15 protein-coding genes are annotated in these 19596 nt (G+C 63.6%); 11 read left to right on the forward strand and 4 right to left on the reverse strand.

Annotation, left to right across the window (positions count from 1 at the left end):
• The first annotated feature begins 47 nt into the window (after positions 1–47).
• From PW789_RS09430 to PW789_RS09440, 3 genes are all read left to right on the forward strand, one after another.
• Entirely contained in the window at positions 48–1562 is a 1515-nt protein-coding gene (locus PW789_RS09430; protein ID WP_299374884.1) for an outer membrane beta-barrel protein, read from the forward strand.
• Positions 1563–1807: 245 nt separating this feature from the next.
• Positions 1808–3628, forward strand: coding sequence for a beta-galactosidase (locus PW789_RS09435; protein WP_299374887.1), 1821 nt, complete (start codon positions 1808–1810; stop codon positions 3626–3628).
• A 70-nt stretch (positions 3629–3698) separates the two neighbouring features.
• A complete protein-coding gene (locus PW789_RS09440; protein WP_299374890.1) occupies positions 3699–4235 on the forward strand; it encodes a DUF4440 domain-containing protein in 537 nt (178 codons plus the stop codon).
• A 66-nt stretch (positions 4236–4301) separates the two neighbouring features.
• On the opposite strand, the gene PW789_RS09445 is transcribed toward PW789_RS09440, so the two are convergent.
• On the reverse strand, positions 4302–5690 hold the full coding sequence (locus tag PW789_RS09445) for a DHA2 family efflux MFS transporter permease subunit (RefSeq protein WP_367182521.1): 1389 nt from the start codon (positions 5688–5690) through the stop codon (positions 4302–4304).
• Between the two features lie 403 nt (positions 5691–6093).
• Positions 6094–7662, reverse strand: a complete 1569-nt coding sequence (locus PW789_RS09450) for a hypothetical protein (protein WP_299374893.1) — start codon at positions 7660–7662, stop codon at positions 6094–6096.
• A 365-nt stretch (positions 7663–8027) separates the two neighbouring features.
• Here PW789_RS09450 and PW789_RS09455 point away from each other — a divergent pair, with 365 nt between their 5' ends.
• The gene (locus PW789_RS09455; RefSeq protein ID WP_299374896.1) at positions 8028–8813 is read left to right on the forward strand and encodes a C4-type zinc ribbon domain-containing protein; all 786 of its coding nucleotides are present in this window, start codon (positions 8028–8030) and stop codon (positions 8811–8813) included.
• A 17-nt stretch (positions 8814–8830) separates the two neighbouring features.
• Positions 8831–9337: a 5'-3'-deoxyribonucleotidase gene (locus tag PW789_RS09460; RefSeq protein WP_299375750.1), complete on the forward strand. Its 507-nt coding sequence runs from the start codon at positions 8831–8833 to the stop codon at positions 9335–9337.
• Positions 9338–9689: 352 nt separating this feature from the next.
• On the opposite strand, the gene PW789_RS09465 is transcribed toward PW789_RS09460, so the two are convergent.
• Positions 9690–10601, reverse strand: coding sequence for a LysR substrate-binding domain-containing protein (locus PW789_RS09465; RefSeq protein WP_299374899.1), 912 nt, complete (start codon positions 10599–10601; stop codon positions 9690–9692).
• 84 nt (positions 10602–10685) lie between these two features.
• Here PW789_RS09465 and PW789_RS09470 point away from each other — a divergent pair, with 84 nt between their 5' ends.
• The 5 genes from PW789_RS09470 (at position 10686) to PW789_RS09490 (ending at position 17452) form a co-directional block, all read left to right on the forward strand.
• A complete protein-coding gene (locus PW789_RS09470) occupies positions 10686–11195 on the forward strand; it encodes a GNAT family N-acetyltransferase (protein ID WP_299374902.1) in 510 nt (169 codons plus the stop codon).
• A 481-nt stretch (positions 11196–11676) separates the two neighbouring features.
• Positions 11677–13167, forward strand: a complete 1491-nt coding sequence (locus tag PW789_RS09475; protein ID WP_299374905.1) for an alpha-L-fucosidase — start codon at positions 11677–11679, stop codon at positions 13165–13167.
• 434 nt (positions 13168–13601) lie between these two features.
• Positions 13602–15506, forward strand: coding sequence for an alpha-L-arabinofuranosidase C-terminal domain-containing protein (locus PW789_RS09480; RefSeq protein ID WP_299374908.1), 1905 nt, complete (start codon positions 13602–13604; stop codon positions 15504–15506).
• 154 nt (positions 15507–15660) lie between these two features.
• Positions 15661–15987 (forward strand): GIY-YIG nuclease family protein, encoded by a 327-nt coding sequence (locus PW789_RS09485; RefSeq protein WP_299374911.1) that lies wholly within the window; start codon positions 15661–15663, stop codon positions 15985–15987.
• A 217-nt stretch (positions 15988–16204) separates the two neighbouring features.
• The gene (locus PW789_RS09490; RefSeq protein ID WP_299374914.1) at positions 16205–17452 is read left to right on the forward strand and encodes a glycoside hydrolase family 18 protein; all 1248 of its coding nucleotides are present in this window, start codon (positions 16205–16207) and stop codon (positions 17450–17452) included.
• A 348-nt stretch (positions 17453–17800) separates the two neighbouring features.
• Here the strand turns inward: PW789_RS09490 and PW789_RS09495 are convergent, their stop codons facing one another.
• The gene (locus PW789_RS09495; protein ID WP_299374917.1) at positions 17801–18256 is read right to left on the reverse strand and encodes a DUF2251 domain-containing protein; all 456 of its coding nucleotides are present in this window, start codon (positions 18254–18256) and stop codon (positions 17801–17803) included.
• A 119-nt stretch (positions 18257–18375) separates the two neighbouring features.
• On the opposite strand from PW789_RS09495, the gene PW789_RS09500 reads away from it, so the two are divergent.
• Positions 18376–19584, forward strand: a complete 1209-nt coding sequence (locus tag PW789_RS09500) for a hypothetical protein (protein WP_299374920.1) — start codon at positions 18376–18378, stop codon at positions 19582–19584.
• Positions 19585–19596 lie beyond the last annotated feature (12 nt).

The following is a 19596-nucleotide window of genomic DNA, read 5'->3' on the forward strand; positions in this document are numbered from 1 at the left end:
CGCCGCAGGAGTTCTGTTATGGGCCGCGGAACCACGGAGAGAGTTCATTGATCAGCCGCAGGACCAGCGGGGCATTACGCCTCGTCCTGATCCTTGTGTTCGGGTGTGCGTTTGCCCCGGCGCAGGACGACCAGCCAGGCCGCACCCACGCAGGCAGCGCCACCATCGCAGCATGGTCTCATGCCGTGCCCGATCTCTTTCCGCCCTCAGCCGCGCAGTTCGTCGACTCTTCTCCCAACAGTCTGCGGCAGCCCGGCACGGTGTGGCATCGCATGGCTGACTTCTATCTCGCCGACTGGAAGGCCACCGCTCCCGCTGCAGCCGAACCCGTGATCCGCCGGGGACTCGAAGCGCCTCTCAGCTCGCCGCCGTTCCCATCCTCCGACTGGAGCTACGGCGGCGCATCCACCATCGGCGCCGCCGACGGCAACGTCTACCCCACCATGTCGGCGCTGCAGCAGGAGGGCCATCGCACGCACCTGTACGGCTGGGTCGAGGCCTCCGCCAACGCCAGCAGCTCCTCCGGCACAAACTATCCGGTCACCTACGGCTTCGTTCCCAATCGACCCGCGCTCAATCAGGCCATGCTCATCCTCGAGCGTCTGCCGGACACCACGCAGGCCAGCCGCTTCGACTGGGGCTTTCACGTCTCCGGCTTCTTCGGCACCGACTATCGCTACACCACCTCCAAGGGCTACGTCAGCAATCAGCTGCTGAAGGACAACCACCAGTACGGCTTCGATCCCCTGTGGGAATCGGTCGATTTCTACCTTCCCATCAAGGAAGGACTCGTCATCCGCATCGGGCGCTTTCCTTCGATGCCCGGCATCGAGACCCAGCTCGCGCCATCGAACTTCACCATCACGCACTCGCTCGCCTTCTCCGCCGCGCCATCGACAGAGACCGGTGCCGTCGCCACGCTCAAGCTCACCAGCCAGTGGATGGCGCAGCTCGGCATCTCCGCCGGTCACGACGTTGCTCCGTGGACCGTCGATCGCAAGCCCTCCGCCATCGCCTGCGTCAACTACTCCACGCAGAGCAACCACGACAACCTCTACGCCTGCGCCAACGGCATCAACGATGGACGCTACGCCTACAACAACGTGCAGCAGTTCGACCTCACCTGGAACCATCGCTTCAACGCGAAGTGGCACATGGCCTCCGAGGCCTGGTACATGTACGAGCGCGCCGTGCCTAACGTCGAAGGCAACGTGCAAAATCCTCTGCCGCCAGAGACCGGGGCCAACGGGGCGCACTGCATCGCGGGACAGCTCGCCTGCACCGCGCCTGCGTACGCCTGGGTCAACTACCTCAACCGCGCCATCAACCCGCACCTCTACGTCGGCTTCCGTTCCGACATGCTCGACGACAGGAAAGGGCAGCGCACCGGCATCCCCGGCAAGTACACAGAGAACACCCTCTACGCGACGAAGAACTTCGGCACCACCGTCATGCTGCGCCCCGAGCTTCGCTTCGATCACTCCTGGGACCGCAAAGGCTACAACAACGGCACGGCACGCAACCAGGTCTTCTTCGGCGCGGACCTCATCTACAAGTTCTAGCCAAAAGTCCTGGCCACACTCCAACAGGACGAAGTTCCAGCCGCAGCCGCGACGCAATCCCTTTCTTCTCAGCTCGCCGGCAGAGCACGGTGTCTCCTCGTCTTTGTGTGTTGTTGGTGCGATCGGCGGTGTTGTTGGTGCGATCGACGCCTGCCGCGCCGGGCGATAGGCAGAGCACCCGCGCAAATTGATATAACCAAGACTGGCGCATATCTTCTGCCGACCCTGTATCTGGAGTGACCGCATTGCGTAAGAGTCTCATCGCCCTCGCCTGCCTGCTGGCAACCGTACCCTTCGCCCAGGCGCAGAGCACGCCGCACACCTTCGCTGTAGCGAACGGCCAGTTCACCCTCGATGGCAAGCCCTTCCGTGTCATCTCCGGCGAGATGCACTACCCGCGCATCCCGCGTGCCTACTGGCGCGACCGCCTGCGCATGGCCAAAGCGATGGGCCTCAACACCATCACCACCTACGTCTTCTGGAACGAGCACGAGCCCCAGCCCGGCGTCTACGACTTCACCGGCAACAACGATGTCGCCGAGTTCATCCGCGAGGCGCAGCAGGAAGGCCTCTACGTCATCCTCCGTCCCGGCCCCTACGTCTGCGCCGAGTGGGAGTTCGGCGGCTATCCCTCATGGCTGCTCCGCCAGAAGGACATCGTCCTCCGCACCACCGATCCCAAGTTCATGAAGCCCGCCGCCAGCTGGATGAATCGCCTCGGTCAGGAGCTTGCCCCGCTGCAGATCGGCAATGGCGGCCCCATCATCCTCACCCAGGTTGAAAACGAGTACGGCTCCTTCGGCAACGATCACGACTACATGAAGCAGATCCACAAGATGGTCGTCGACGCCGGCTTCACCAGGTCGCAGCTCTACACCGCCGACGGCCCCGAGCAGGTGCCCGATGGCTCGCTGAAGGATCTTCCCGTTGGCATCAACTTCGGCGGCGAAAGCGTCGGCGACGCGCAGAAGGCCTTCGCCGAGCTGAAGAAATATCGCCCCAACGGCCCCTTCATCAACAGCGAGTACTGGGCAGGCTGGTTCGATCACTGGGGCTCCAAGCACGCCAGCACCAACACCGACGCACAGCTCTCCAACTTCAAGTGGATGCTTGATCAGGGCTACTCCGTCAGCATTTACATGTTTCACGGCGGCACCAGCTTCGGCTGGATGAACGGCGCCAACACCGACAGCAAGGGCAGCTACGAGCCCGATGTCACCAGCTACGACTACGACTCCGCGCTCGACGAGAGCGGCCGCCCCACGCCCAAGTACTTCGCCATGCGCGACACCATCGCCAAGGCCACCGGCGTCACGCCGCCACCTGTGCCCACCGTGGCTCCCGCCATCACCGTGCCCACCGTACAGATGCCCGAGAGCGCCTCGCTCTGGGATAACCTGCCGCTCGCGATCAGCTCCGACAACGTCGAGAGCATGGAGGAGATCGGACAGAGCTACGGCTGGATCCTCTACCGCACCCACCTCAAGTCGAACGCTGCAGGCGAGCTCGTCCTCGATCAGCTCCACAGCTATGCCCAGGTCTACGTCAACAGGAAGCTCGTCGGTACCGTCGATCGCCGCCTCAAGCAGGACCGGCTCACCATCGACGCTCATCCCGGCGCGCAGCTCGACATCCTCGTCGAGAACACCGCGCGCGTCAACTTCGGCCGCATGATCAACGGCGAGCGCGCCGGTCTCACCAACCAGGTCACCCTCGCCGGCAGGCAGCTCCTCGGCTGGGAGATCTATCCGCTTACCATGACGCACACCGACAAGCTTCCCTTCGCGAAGAAGCCCTGCGAAGGCCCATGCTTCTATCGCGGCAGCTTCGACGTCGCGAAGACCGCCGACACCTTCCTCGACACCACCGCCTTCACCAAGGGCCAGCTCTGGCTCAACGGCATCAACCTCGGACGCATCTGGAACGTCGGACCGCAGCGCGCGCTCTACGCTCCGGCACCGTTCCTCCAGCAGGGCCGCAACCAGGCCATCGTCTTCGACGCGCAGGGCAAGACCGGCGCAACCCTCAAGGGCCTCGACCACCTCGATCTCGGCCCGACAAAGTAGTCGTTCGCGAAAACTGCTGTGCGTTGGTATAGTCCTCCGACCGGAACAAATACTGGTCGGAGGATTTTTCGTGCGCACCCCTCGCCGCAAAGCACTCAACCCGGCCCCACTCCTTCTTGGCCTGTCGCTGCTCCTCGTTGCCACCGGCTGCCAGCCCCCACCCCCTGACGCCGCAGCCGTCGCCAGGGCACAGGCCGATGCCGAGGCCACCCTCCGCCAGCTCGACACCGACTGGCTCAAGACCGCCGCGGCAAAAGATATCGACGGATGGGTCTCCTTCTACGCCCCCGACGCCGCCGTCCTCGCGCCCAACGAGCCCATCGCCACCGACCACACCTCCATCCGCCGCAGCGTCGCCGGCCTGCTCACCCTTCCCAGCCTCTTCCTCACCTGGCATCCCACCCGTGTCGTCATCTCGCAGGCAGCCGACATGGGCTACCTCTACGGCGGCTACACCCTTACTGCCAAGGACGAACACGGCCTGCCCTTCACCGACAACGGCAAGATCCTCGAGATCTGGAAGAAGCAGTCCGACGGCAAATGGAAGTGCGTCGCCGACACCTGGAGCTCCGACCTGCCCGTGCCGACGTCTCCTGCACCGAAATAACCCGCCTGCAGGCAAAGCAAAAGGCCCGGCGGGAAGCCGGGCCTTGCTGTGTCGATTACAGGTTAGTTAGTGACCCGCGCCCGGATCAAGATGCGCCGGCGGCTTCGGGATGAAGAACAGCAGCGGAAGCATGCAGGCGCAGAAGATCGAAAGGTACTGGATGATGTCGAGGTAAGCCAGCATCCCCGCCTGACGATGCATCTGGTTGTAGATATACGCCTGTGCCGTGTGCGCCGCGTCGCCGACCATCGGGTTGCCTCCCCCATGACCGCCGAAGATCTCCTTCAGATGCTTCACCTGGTTGACGAACGCCTGATTGCCCGTCGTCAGGTTGCGAATCATGTTGGTCTCATGCGTCGCAGTTCTGCGGGTCAGCAGCGTCGCGACGAACGCCGTCCCGCACGATCCGCCGATATTGCGCGCAAGGTTCGTCAGGCCGGAGACGTCGTTATTCTCCGTCTGCTTCACGCCGATGTAAGCGATCGTGTTGATCGGAATAAACAGGAAAGCCAGCCCCGAAGCCTGGAAGCAGCGCAGGAAGACCAGTCGGCCGTAACTGATACCCAGATCCATCGTGTGCATCAGGATCAGCGAAAGCGTCAGCATGCCGAAGCCATAGCCCATCAGCTTCCGCGGATCCACCTTGCCGGAGAGAATACCCACCACGGGCATCATCGCCATCATCATCAGGCCCGCCGGGGACAGCACAAGACCCGCCAGCTCCGCCGTATACCCCAGCAGCGTCTGCACAAACTGCGGGATCAGCACCGTCGTGCCGTACAGCGAGAAGCCGAGAACGAACATCAGCACAAAGCTGATGGCGAAGTTCGGCCGCTTGAATAGCGTCAGGTTGATGATCGGTCGCTGCCCCACGCGAAGCTGGCGTAGCTCCCACCAGATCATCACTACGAAGGCAATCACCATCGCAACCGCAAAGAATGTGATCAGGGGCGAGGAGAACCAGTCGTCCTCCTGTCCCTTGTCCAGGATGAATTCGAGCGAACCGAAGGTCAGCCCCAACAGGCCGAAGCCGAGAAAGTCGAGCTTGATGCCGCCCTTCTGCGACTCCTTCACCTGCTTCTCCACCCACGGCGGATCTTCGACGATGCGCGACGTCAGGAAGAGTGAGAGCAGGCAGATCGGCACATTCAGGAAGAAGATCCAGCGCCAGTCGAAGTTGTCGGTAATATAGCCGCCCAGCGTAGGTCCGATGGCTGGAGCGCACACCACCGCGAGGCCGTACATCGCAAAGGCCTGCCCGCGCTTCTCCGGCGGAAAGGTGTCGGCAAGGATCGCCTGTTCCGAAGGCGCCAGGCCGCCGCCGCCGATGCCCTGCAGGATGCGGCAGAAGACCAGGATCGGAAGCGATGGGGCGATGCCGCACAGCGCCGAGCTGACGCCGAACAGCGCCACGCAGATCATGTAGAACTTCTTGCGCCCGATAAAGGTCGTCATATAGGCGCCTGCCGGCAGAATGATCGGCGTTCGCGACCAGGTAGGCGGTCAGCACCCACGTTGCCTCGTCCTGCGTCGATCCGAGGCTGCCGGCTATATGCGGCAGAGCCACGTTCGCAATCGACGAGTCCAGGACCTCCATGAACGTCGCCAGCGTTACCGTCATTGCGACGATCCATGGGTTTATGCTCGGTCGCCACGCTTGTGCTGTGGGGGCCGGTTTCGCGTCTGGGAGATCGGGAAAATCTACTGTTGTGGAAGCCATGCGTTGAGTCTTCGATTCTACCGAATAGATCGGGATTCAATTTCTCGCGCTGTTTGTGACGATTTGCCCCTTAAATAGTGCAGCAGGAGCACGATACGTCAATCCTGACGACCGCCCTCCTGCTGCCCGCAAGACGATTTAGTGCGAGTAGTTCTGCGCGTAGGTGTCGCGTGGCAGGCCCTCGCTGCGAGCCTTGCGCTTGAACGCCTCAGCCTGATCCCGCGTCATCGGGCCGCCAACCGTCACCAGGTATGGCGCGCGGCCGGTCGCGGAGAAGACCTCCGCATTCAGCCCCGGATGCTGGCTCTTGATGGAGTCGGCCTTCTGCTGCGCCTGCTCCTGGTGGTTATAGGTGAACGCCACCACCCTCCACTGCGTCTTCGGTCCCGCGCCGCCGGTCACCACCGCGGCATTGGAGCGTGCCGGAGCCGCCGCCGGAGCCTTCCCTCCGGTACTGTGCGTCGCCGAGGGCTTGGACGCAGCCGTATTTGCCGTGGGAGCATTCGCCGCCGGAGCATCGCCCAGCGTCGAAACCGGTTTCGCGGTGCCGTTGGCCTTCGCCGGCTCGGAGCGCATCAGCCTCCAGCCCAGCACCATCAGCACCAGCAGCGCCGCCGCGACCGCAATCCACATCTTCGAGCGGTCCTTCTCGACGTCTTCCACCGGCTTCACAAAACGATGGCGCACATCGGGAGCCGTCGCCGGGGTTGCCGTAGCTCCTGCACCCAGCGCCGCCGCCACGTCCTTCGCCGAGGTCGACGATCCCGCCTTCGGAGCGAACAGGTTCTCCTGCAGGGGAACCTGCGGCTCCGTCTTGGCCGCAACCGGAGCCGCCTCCGCCCTGGGCGAAGCGGTCGACGCCGCTGAACCCGTTACCGCGCTCTTCGCCGTCACACCAGCCGGAACAGTGCCCTCGATCTTCTTCTCGCCGTCAGCGGCCTTTGCCCCTGTCGTCGCAGCCGCAGCCACGGGAGCAGCCACCGCAGGCTTCGTCTCCACCACCGGAACCTGCTTCGGCTTCGCCGGTCCCAGCGCCGAAGCCATCTCCGCCAGTCCCCAGCGTCCGCTCAGGCCGTTGCGGATGATGCCGTCGAACGGCGGCGGCAGCAGCGTCGCCGAACCCTGCAGCGTCGTGCGCCCGGTCAGCGCCTGCAGCAGCACCACCGCCAGCGCCTGCGCGTCCTGCGCCTTCATCTCCTCCAGCGTCGGTCCGTCGCTGTCGGGGTAATCGATGATCTCGCGCACGCAGTCGCTGCGCAGCTTCACCATCTCCCCCGCGGCCAGAATATTGACCGGCTCAATCTGTCCATGCACCAGGCCGCGCGCGTGCAGCGCCTGCAGCGCGCCAATCAGGCTATGCGCCAGATCCTTCGTCTCCTCCGCCGTCAGCGTGCGGTTCCCCAGCAGCTCGTCCAGCGAGATCTCTGTCGGCTCCATCACGGCATACACCAGCGGCGTGCCGTCCAGCTCGGTCTGACCGAACTTCCGTATCACCATCAGGTTTTCCTGGCCGATCTCCGAGACCGTCTTCCAGCGATTCAGAATCTCCGGCTCATCGAAGTGAGCCTCGATCAGCCGCACCAGCGCCGGCGTCCCGGTCCCGTTCGTCGTCAGGAAGAAGGCGCTACGGCCCTCCGGGCGAACCAGCTTCTTCAGCGGATACGCCTCCGCAATCGTTCTGCCTTCGTAATCACTCCACAGCTTCATGGCACACACCGTTCCTTGGGGAAAAATTTATGCAGGGAAGGGGCCCTGTAAGGGCAAATCCAACAATTCGGCCACCCTCGTTCTCCGGAGGCGTGCACGGAGGAGCGCCTTCAATGCCCTCCATTATCCTCCATCGCTACGAGACGCATCAATGCACGCAGGCCTCAGGGATGGTTCTCTTTACAAACTTCTCATCCCGCGTAGATGCAATCTCTTCCAGCCGCGTTGTGATCCCAGGCCTCCTGCCCCGTACCCTCGCAGGTACGCCCGCAACGTCGTAAGATCGAAACAGGAACCTCACGGCGCACGCTGGCCACCACCCCGGCTCACCTGTTCCACGCCAGCCCAAGGAGCGAACTCGTCGTATGCACCCGGATCTGGAAAAGATGATCGCCCTGCAGCGTCTCGACGTTGAGGCTCACAGGCTCAACGAGGAGATCGCCGCCCTGCCCAAGCGCGTCGCCCAGCTCGCCGCCGAAGGCGCCGCCGCCCGCAGGCAGCTCGCCGCCACCGGCGACAGCCTCGCCAAAGAAGAGTCCCTGCGTCGCGGCCACGAGCTCGAGATCAAGGATCACCAGCAGAAGGCCGCCCGCCTCGGCAAGCAGATGGACGTGGTTACCACCACCGCCCAGGCCAACGCCCTCGAGCACGAGATCGCCTTCGCCAAGAACGAAGTCTCCCGCCTCGAAGACGCCGAGCTCGAAAGCATGGAGCGCACCGAGACCCTCGACCTGCAGAAGAAGGACGCCGAAGAGACCGTCGCCAACCTCACCCGCCGCCACGCCGAGCTCAGCGCCTCCACCGCCGAGCACATCGCTAGCGATCGCGCCCGGCTCGCGGAAATCGAAGCCCAGCGCGCCGAGCTTCGCCCCCAGATCGGCGAAGACTCCCTCTCCATCTACGACCGCATCTCCAAAAGCCGCGGCACCGCCCTCTCCGAGGGCGTCGATCACAAGTGCTCCGCCTGCCAGATGATGCTTCGCCCGCAGCGCTGGAACGACCTCCGCGACGGTTCCAACGGAGACCAGATGCTCACCTGCGAGACCTGCGGACGCATCCTCTACTGGGACCCCGCCCGCGACGCCCCGCAGAAGAAGCCCGCCGAGCGCCAGGAGAGCATCGCCGCCTCGATTGTGAGAGCCACCCTGTGAAACGAATTTGTATTGATATGGATGAGGTCATGGCGGATGCTCTCGGCGAGCACATCCGCCGCTACAACCGGGACTTTCAGGCTGGCATCTCGCTGGCCGACCTCGACGGCAAGTGGCTATGGGAGGTCGTCGCCGCCGACCGCCACGACGCCCTCCAGGGCTATCTCGACTCCGACGACTTCTTCGAAAGCCTCGAAGTCATGCCCGACGCCCAGCGCGTCATTCGCAAGCTGCAGCAGAACTACGAGGTCTTCATCGCCACCGCAGCCATGGAAGTCCCCGCCTCCTTCGCACAGAAGTTCCGCTGGCTCGCCAGGCACTTTCCCTCCATCCAGCCCTCGCACATCGTCTATTGCGGCGACAAGGGCATCCTCAACGCCGACTTCCTCATCGACGACAATCCCCGCCAGCTGCGCCGCTTCCAGGGCGAAGGCATCCTCTACACCTCGCCGCACAACATCCACGTGCAGGGCTACCGCCGCGTCAACCACTGGCTCGACGTCGAAAAACTCTTCCTCAACTGAAGTCGTAAAGGAAGCCTCCACAGCCTTGTCATTTCGACCGAAGCGCGCAGCACGCAGTAGAGAAACACGCTTTTCGACCCCGGCCGCTCAAGCAGCCTTCGCCGTGTCATTCCGAGCGAGCACAACGAGTCGAGGAACCCCCGCATTTCGCCGGCAGCGGCACACATAAACAGGCCCCCCACCCAAAAACCTGTCATTTCGACCGGAGCGCGCAGCGCGTAGTGGAGAAACCTGCTTTCCGGCCACAATCTTCCCCCAGCCCTTACCCGTCCCCCAAATCCTGTCATTTCGACCGGAGCGCAGCGCAGTGGAGAAACCTGCTTTCCGACCACAGCTCAACCAACCCCACACCCTACAACGGCTGCTTCGCGTTACGAAAGCTCTCCCGCGCCACCTCTGCAAACGCCTTCACCACGGCGCGGCTCTCGTTATCCCGGTATGCCAGCTCCAGTTCGCTCTTCACCTTCGTTCCGCGCAGCTCCAGGCATGCCACATCCTGCACGCCGATCCTTCGCGTGCACGCCGGTCCCACCGACACCCCCAGCCCCGCGCCCACCAGCTGCAGAATCGTCAGCCAGTGCGGAGCCTCCTGCACCACCCGTGGACGAAACCCATGTCGCTCGAAGATCCCCATCGGCTTCTCATACGCCAGCCGTCCCGCCGCGGGCGTGTAGAACACGAACGGCTCGTCACGCAGCTCCTCCGGCGAGATATCTTTCTGCTTCGCCAGCCGATGCGTCGCCGGCAGCACCGCCACAAACGGCTCCGAGAAGATCGTCTCCACGTGCAGCCCCTCGATCGGCCCACCGTCGCGCAGAAAGCCCGCATCCACCACGCCCTTGTTCAGCGCCCCGGCGACGCTGGCCGTATACATCTCCGCCAGCTGCAGCTGCACCCTCGGATACAGCTCGCGGTAGCGTCGCAGCGCCTCCGGCAGCGGCGTCAGCATGCCCGATCCGATAAAGCCCACCCGCAGCGAACCCTCATCGCCGCGACCGATCGAACGCGCCTCCTCCAGGTCGTCCTGCACGTTGCGCAGCGTCCTCCGCGCCCGCTCCAGGAAGATCTCTCCCGCCGCCGTCAGCCGCACCGCGCGCGACGTGCGCACGAACAGCGGATACCCCAGGATCTCCTCCAGCCTGCGAATCTGTTGCGAAAGCGGAGGCTGCGCCAGGTGCAGCCGCGCCGCCGCCCGACCGAAGTGCAGCTCCTCGGCCACCGCCACAAAGTACCGCAGGTGCCTCAGCTCAAGGTCACGATCCATATCTAAAAGATCATAATCCGAACAAACAAGATATTGGACGTCTCGCCGGACTGCGACTACCGTCAGAGAGTACAGGAGAACGTCATGGTCACCACCCTGCACCTCGCCGAGATCCCATCCACACCTGAGCTGCCCAGCATCGAGCTGCGCCCCTACCAGCCCGGCGATGCCGAGGCCTTCCGCACGCTCAACGAGTGGTGGATCCGCAAACACTTCGGCATCGAAGCGCACGACAACGACATGCTCCTCGATCCCGAGGGCTACGTCCTCGCCCAGGGCGGCCACATCTTCTTCGCCATCGCCGACGGCGTACCCGTAGGCTGCTGCGCCCTCATCCCCATGGAGCCCGGCATCTACGAGGTCGCCAAGATGGCCGTCGACGAGCGCCTCCAGGGCGCAGGCATCGGCCGCAAGCTGCTCACCTACACCATTGAGCAGGGCCGCCTCCTCGGCGCGCACATGCTCTACCTCGAGACGAACTCGAAGCTCAAGAACGCCATCCACCTCTACGAGTCGCTCGGCTTCGAACACCTGCCCCCGCGCCCCTCACCCTACTCCCGCGCCAACGTCTTCATGGAGCTCCGCTTCCAGTAGCAGCCGTTGACGTTTCGCAGACCGAGCCGCATCTCTCCGCAGAGCGCGCGGTCCTCAATCCGGCAAACAGAACAGCCAGTCTGCAAAGACTGGCTGTTCTGTTCCCATCTCCCCACCTTGCTGTCATCCCCACCTTGCTGTCATCCCCACCTTGCTGTCATCTCCCTCCACTTTCTGTCATTTCGACCGAAGCGCGCAGCGCGCAGTGGAGAAACCCGCTTTTCGACCCCGGCCGCTCAAGCAGCCTTCGCCGTGTCATTCCGAGCGAGCGCAGCGAGCCGAGGAACCCCCGCATTTCGCCGGCAGCGGCACGCACAAAGCAGGCCCCCCAAAAAACCGAAGCGCGAAGCGCGCAGCAGAGAAACCCGCTGCTCGACCCCCACGACCGGCCTCTCCAAACCAAATCTTTTAACTTCTACCCATGAACGATTTTTTTTACCTATAATTTCCGGCAGTTCTGAACTCTGTCCGAGGTTCCGTCATGAAACGTATCGCCCGCCTTGCTCTCGTCAGCTGTTGCGCTCTGTTCGCAACCCACGCCATCACCGCGCAGGTTGCCGACGAGAAGTGGCCCGCAGAAGGTCACCACCCCGTCCCCTCCATCCAGGACAAGGAGACGCCCGCCGAAAAAGACGCCCGCATGAAGTGGTTCCGCGAGGCCCGCTTCGGCATGTTCATCCACTGGGGCATCTACTCCGTGCCTGCAGGACGATGGCAGGGCAAGGAGGTCCCCGGCCTCGGTGAGTGGATCATGAACAGCGGCTCCATCCCGGTCGCCGACTACAAGGCCTTCGCGCCGCAGTTCAACCCCACGCAGTTCGACGCGCACGCCATCGTCGCCCTCGCCAAGGCCGCCGGCATGAAGTACATCGTCATCACCGCCAAGCATCACGACGGCTTCGCCATGTACGACTCCAAGGCCGACCCCTTCAACATCATGTCCGGCACGCCCTTCAAGCGCGATCCCCTGCATGAGCTCGCCGTCGAGGCGCATAAGCAGGGCATCAAGTTCGGCTTCTACTACTCGCAGTACCAGGACTGGACCGCCCCCGGCGGCGCCGCCTACAAGACCGGCGACCACAAGCCGCCCACCTATCACTGGGACCCCGCGCAGGACGGCGACTTCTCGCACTACCTGCACACCAAGGCCATCCCCCAGATGAAGGAGCTGCTCACCAACTACGGCGAGTCCCCCGACATCATCTGGTTCGACACCCCCTACGAGTCCGGCTACCAGTCCAACGATCACCCCAACCCGAAGGATGTCCACGGCATGACCCCGCAGTGGGCGTCCGAGATCGTCTCCCTGCTCAACACCCGTCCTAAGCTCATCTGGAACAACCGCCTCGGCGGCGGCTACAACGGCGACACCGAGACCCCCGAGCAGTACATTCCGGCAAACGGCTATCCCGGCCGCGACTGGGAGTCCTGCATGACCATCAACGACACCTGGGGCTACAAGGTGGACGACAAGAACTTCAAGTCCACCGAAACGCTGCTGCGTAACCTCATCGACATCGCCAGCAAGGGCGGCAACTACCTGCTCAACATCGGACCCGAATCCACCGGCGTCGTACCGCCCGAGGAGGTCGCTCGCCTCGAGCAGATGGGCAAGTGGATGGACGTCAACGGCGAATCCATCTACGCCACCAAGCCAACCCTCTTCGGCTCCGAGGCTGGTGCCTTCTCGACCACCGAGAAGGACAAGCAGGGCAAGCCCAAGTTCGTTCCCGAATGGAAGTGGCGCTCCACCACCAAGGCGGATAAGGTCTACATCCACCTCTTCGAGTGGCCCTCCACCCACACCTTCCACGTCGCGAAGATGCCGCGCACCGTCACCGGCGCGTACCTCCTCGCCGACACCTCGCACAAGCCGCTCAAGTTCACGCAAAAGGGCGGCGCGCTCGACGTACAGCTCCCCGACGCAGCCCTCGACCCCATCGCCACCGTGCTGGTGCTCAAGACCAGGTAGCCAAAACACACAACCCGCCTCACCCGATGCCCTCCCACCGCGGAGGGCATCGTCATCTCAGGCAAAAAACTGTCATTCCGAGCGAAGGCGAAGCCGAGGAACCCCCGCATTTTGCCAGCAGCGCCACACTTCAACCCGGAAGCCACCCTCGCCCTTCCGTCCCCCCCCAAGAAGGCTGTCATTTCGACCAAAGCGCAGCGGAGAAACCCGCTTTTCGACCACGGCCTTCCCCCTCGCGTCTTCCCATCCCCGTCCCAAAACCTGTCATTCCGACCGAAGCGCAGCGCAGTGGAGGAACCTGCTTCTCTACCGCTGTATCTCCCCCCAGCCACCAAACACGGTTGCCCATCCTCTTCCGCAGCACGTATCCTCTGCCTAAGAATTCCCGACAACATAAACGCCTCACAGCCTTCTCAGGAACCGGATTCGTTTCTATGACTGCAACGCGCTCTCTTGCCCTTGGTTTATTCGCCGCTACCCTGGCCACCGCAGCCTTCGCACAGAGCGGCCCCGCGCAGCTCTCCATCCAGCTCGACAAGCCGCTGCACCCCGTCAGCCCCATGCTCTACGGCCTCATGACCGAGGAGATCAACTACTCCTACGACGGCGGCCTCTACGCCGAGATGGTCCGCAACCGCACCTTCCAGGACCACGGCTTCGGCGGCCTCGCCAGCTGGAACCTCGACAACAAGGGCACCGCGCGCGGCACCATGCACTACGACGGCACCGAAGGCCCCAGCGAGGCCCTCCCCGGCAGCATGCGTCTTGAGATCGCCTCCGCCGACGCCGCCAACACCGCAGGCGTCCGCAACGAAGGCTGGTGGGGCATGGCCCTTCAGCCCGACACCACCTACAAGGGCTCGCTCTACGCCAAAGCCGACGCCGACAACTTCGGCCCCATCACCGTCTCGCTCGTCAACGACAACACCGGCGCCATCCTCGCCACCGCCACCGTCGGCAGCGCCACCACCGCATGGAAGCAGTATGAGTTCACGCTGAAGACCGCGAAGCTCACGCCGTCGTCGACCAATCACCTGCTCATCTCCGCCGGACACACCGGCAAGCTCTGGCTCGACCTCATCTCCCTCTTCCCGCCCACCTACAAGAACCGCGAAAACGGCAATCGCCCCGACCTCATGGAGATGATGGCCGCCATGCACTCGAAGTTCCTGCGCATGCCCGGCGGCAACTACCTCGAAGGCGACGAGATCGACGAGCGCTTCGACTGGAAGACCACCCTCGGTCCGCTCGTCGATCGCCCCACCCACCGCAGCCCCTGGAACTACCAGTCCAGCGACGGCATGGGCCTGCTCGAATTTCTCGAGTGGACCGAAGACCTGAAGATCGAGCCCGTCCTCGCCGTCTTCGCCGGATACGCGCTCAAGCACGACTACATCCACCCCGGCCCCGCGCTCACGCCGTATGTTGACGATGCTCTCGACGAGCTCGAGTTCGTCACCGGCGACACCTCCACCAAGTGGGGAGCCGTCCGCGCGAAGCTCGGCCATCCCCAGCCCTTCCCGCTGCACTACGTCGAAATCGGCAACGAGGACTGGTTCGATCGCTCCGGCAGCTACGAAGGCCGCTACGCGCAGTTCTACAAGGCCATCAAGGCGAAGTACCCGCAGCTGCAGCTCATCGCCACCATGCCGCTCAAGCGCATGAAGCCCGACGTGCAGGACGACCACTACTACAAGAACGCCGATGAATTCTTCAACTTCGTCAAGCACTACGACGACGCCGACCGCAACGGCCCCAAGATCTTCGTCGGCGAGTGGGCCACCCGCGAAGGCAGCCCCACCACCAACCTCGGTGCAGCCCTCGGCGACGCCGCATGGATGACCGCGATGGAGCGCAACAGCGACCTCATCGTCATGTCCTCCTACGCTCCGCTCTTCGTCAACGTCAACCCCGGCGGCATGCAGTGGCAGTCCGACCTCATCGGCTACGACGCCTCCAGCGCCTACGGCTCACCCGGCTACTACGCGCAGGTGCTCTTCGGCCAGCACCTCGGCACCAGCGTGCCCGCTTCGTCCATCGCCAACGCAGGCGACCGCCTCTTCTACTCCATTACCAACGATCCCGCGAAGGGCGTCGCTTACCTCAAGCTGGTCAACGCAACCTCCACGCCGCAGCCCATCGAGACCGCCATCACCGGAGCCACCCCCGGCTCCACCGCCACCGTCTACACCCTCACCGGCCATACCACCGCCGAGACCAACTCCATCACCGACCCCAAACGCATCGTGCCGGTCAAATCCACCATCAAGACCGGAGCAAAGTTCTCCCACACCATCCCGCCCTACTCCATCCAGGTCGTCGTGATGGAGACGAAGTAGCAGAGCGATGAGAGACACCGCAGACCTGCGCTCTCCGAGCGCAGGTCTGTCATCCTGAGCGAAGATCTGTCATTCCGAGCGAAGGCGAAGCCGAAGCCGAGGAACCCCCGCATTTTGCCCGTGGCACCACAGATGGAAGAGATTGGCGAACATCATGCCCGACTGCGGATACGTTTACATCATGGCCAGCAGCTTCAAGCGGCTATACATCGGCGTGACCAGCGATCTTGGCGTTCGGGTCCGGCAACACAAGGAACATCGTTATCCGGATAGCTTTACGGCGCGTTATCGCATTGACCATCTGGTTTACTTTGAACGATATGGAATGATTGAGGATGCGATCGCTCGTGAAACGCGGCTCAAAAAGTGGTCGCGGCTCAAAAAGATCAGCCTGATCGTGGAGAACAATCCCACATGGCAGGATCTGAGCGAGGAGTGGGGCAAGCCCATTGCGCCTTACTCAGAGAAGCAACCGTCTTGAGGCGTCTGTGGCGACACAGGCAAAATGCGGGGGTTCCTCGGCTACGCTCGGAATGACAATTCCGTGGCAGGTACGAGTCGGGACGTCCTATCCACAACGTGAAAACCCTGCCGGGTGCCCCATTCATGCAGCTTCACCGCATGAGTGGGCCATTCGAGCGAAGCTCGAACCCGCATTCTCATGCATCGTTCGTCCGCAACCTGCGTCTTAAACAGTAGTGTTCATTCGCCGCATCGCTGCACTTCTTCTCCCGTTCTTCGCCGCGACCATCGCTGCGCCCGCCCAATCTCCCGCACCGGCAACAAAACTCGTCGGCTACTTCCCGCAGTGGGCGCTTTATAACGATCAGCGTTACCTCGCGAAAGATCTCGTCACCAGCGGCAGCATCCGCCTGCTCGACCAGATCAACTACGCGCAGGGCTTCGTCACCAACGGCCGCTGTTCCGTCGCCGATCCCAACGCCGACCTCAACACTGTCTTTACCGCAAAAGAGTCCGTCACCGGTCGCGCCGACTCGCCCAAGAAGCCCTTCCGCGGCTACCTGCACCAGCTCGCCGAGTTGAAGCGCAAGAATCCGCACCTCCGGCTGCTCATCTCCCTCGAAGGCCGCGCCTCCGACTTCGCCTACGACGCGCAGCCCGAGCATCGCCAGGCCTTCATCGACTCCTGCGTCGACATCTTCCTGCGCGGCAACCTCGCCCCCGGCATCCATCAGCCGCATCTCTTCGACGGCATCGACGTCGACTGGGAGTACCCGCACGGCGCCGACTCCGCCAACTTCCTCGCCCTGCTCACCGAGCTGCGCCAGCGCATGAACCAGCTGCGCCCCGGCCTCACCCTCAGCATCGCCGTCGGCCCCAGCCCGCACATGTACGAGGGCGTCGACATGTCCGCCATCGCACGCACCGTCGACCAGGTCGGCCTCATGACCTACGACTTCAGCGGCCCCTGGAGCGACCACACCGGCTTCGTCGCCCAGCTCGCCAGCGCCGATCCCGACCACGACGGCAGCGTCCGGCGCACCGTCGCCAGCTTCATCAAGGCCGGTATCCCCGCAGAAAAACTATTAGTCGGCGTACCCTTCTACGGCTACGGCTGGCGCCTCGTCCCCGACGTCGCCAACGGCGTCGAACAGGAGGGCGAGCCCATCCACGGCGACCACTCCTACCGCGAGATTGCTGCGATGGCCTCCAGGTCGAAGCTCTACCGCGACCCCGTCGCGCAGACGCCCTGGCTCTTCGACGGCGACGCCTTCTGGACCTTCGACGACCCGCTCTCCGTCGAAGCCAAGGCCTCCTACGCCCACACCGAGCACCTCGGCGGCATGATGTTCTGGGAGCTCAGCGGCGACACCGCCGAAGGCCACCTCCTGCGCGCCGCCCACGAAGGCCTCAGGCATCCCACCCCGCCAAAACAACAGCAGCCCGAGCCGGAGACGCAGAACACTATCCTCTCCTCGCCGTAGGACCACCCCGTCACCGCCACACAACGCAGTCGTAGTCGCCACTGCCGGTCATGGCAGCCACTTCAATCGGAGAAACCACTCCAGTGGTGGAAGCCACTTCAATCGGCGCGACCACCCCAGTCGTGGCAGCCACTCTAATCGGAGCGACCACACCAGGCTTAACCACCAATCCCGTCATCCCGACCGAAGGCGAAGCCGAAGCGGAGGGACCTGCTTCTCGACCGCGACAGCATCCCAACCATCATCATTAGGTGCCACGGCGGGTGCCCCATTCATGCAGCTTCACCGCATGAGTGGGTTCATTCGAGCGAAGCTCGAACCTCCTCGCTTAAGGGCACGGTCTCAGCCTCAGCCGTTAGACTCAGCCATCCCGTACATCTCCGCCTCAAACCGGCGAATCGCCTCTTCCGACCACGCATGCGTCGACTTCCGCCACGTATCGCCCTGCTCTCCCATGAAGTTGGGGAAGTCCATGCGGCAGTATCCCGCGCGCGTGCCGAAGTCATACATCCCCTGCGGAATTCCGTCGAGATACAGCACGGCTCTCAGTCCGTCCTTCGACCACTCCACCGCGGCGATCCGCTCTGCCGTCGGCCGCTCATTCTCCTCATCGCTCTTGGCCAGCGCCGAGACGTTGTAGATCAGCATCGCGTCCAGGATCGAGTCGTCATGCGTTGTGCTCGTCCGGTCGCAGGCATAGAAGTAGGCCGCAACTCCTTCGTCTTCAAACACCACCGTCCACGGCGGTGTCGTCGAGTCGGCGGAAAGAAAGGCGCGTCCGGGGGTAAAGGTCAGCGACTGCATATCTCCACCATACGATAGATGCCGCCGCGATACGATAGAAGGACGAGGCTCGCGATCGCTCCTGCTACGACACGCATCGCGCCCACTGTTTCAGATCCCGGGAAGGCGGAAAGTCGATTTTGAAGTTGCCTGCCATTAAGCTTGGCCTGCCGCAGCGGCTCGCCGCGCTCCTGCTCGTTCTCTTCCTCTCCCAGTGCACCTGGGTCATCTGGCACCAGCAGCTCTCCGCCAGCGACTATCGCTTCGCCCGCTGCGGCCGCGAGATGTGGGAGCGGCCCTCGCCGCTCTCCGGCTACTTCACCTCCTGCGGCAATCTCAACGGCGACGGAACCTTCGCCTACCGCGTCGCCGGTCTGCCTCTCACCGCGCAGCGCCTCGTTCTGCTCGCCACCGACAAGCTCCGCAAGCCCGAAAACCGCCTCTACAGCGCAGGCACCCTCAACGGCTCCACCTGGGAGGCGCGCCACGAGATCACCAGCGTCAAGTACCTCATGCATCTGCCCTTCGTCTTCTTCGCCATCTGGCTCGGCGCTGGGCTCTGGTGGGTCGCGCGGCGTCTCTTCGGCAACGAAGGCGGATTCTTCGCCCTCGGCCTCTACTGCTTCTGTCCGGCGATCATCCGCTACGCCGTCACGCCCAACAACGAGGTCCTCGCCATGTGGGGACTCTACGGCCTCGTCTACACCGCCATCGGCGTCGCCCACGCCATCCAGGGGCCGCGCCGCAAATGGAAGCCGCGCATCGCCCTGCTCACGCTCGCCCTTGGACTCACCGCCGCCGCGCATCTTCTGCCCGCCATGATCGGCTTCGCCGCCGCCTGCGTCTTCATGATGTATCTCGCCGAGCGCCGTCGCAGCTACGTCATGCAGATCGTCATCTTCTCCGCGCTGGGATCGCTCGTCGTCCTCCTCGCCTCCTACGCCTTCCGCCTCGCGTCCTTCAGCTACGTCTTCACCGGCGGCAGCGCCCGCTTCTGGTTCTCGCTCGAACCTGCCCGCGCCTTCTTCACCGACCCCACCAACGTCTCCATCACCGGAGCGCTGGCCATCGCCGCCGTGCTCTGGATTCTCATCCCGCGCTGCCGTTACTTCGGCAACACCGCGCCGCTGCTGATGGCGCTGGCCATCATGCCACTTGTCGCCTCGCAGATCGTCGCTGTGCCCATGCTCTGGGCGCTCCCCTTCCTCTTCACCTTCGCCGGCGGTGTCTTCGCCGACGTGCTCGAAACCCGCCATCGCAAACTCTTCCTCGCCCTCGCCGGACTCATCCTCATCACCCAGGCCGCGCTCTCCGTCGCCGTCCTGCCGCTGGTTGCGAAAGGCATGTAGCCCGCAGAGGGA

Source organism: Edaphobacter sp. (genome assembly GCF_028283685.1).
In the GTDB taxonomy this organism is placed as follows: Bacteria; Acidobacteriota; Terriglobia; order Terriglobales; family Acidobacteriaceae; genus Edaphobacter.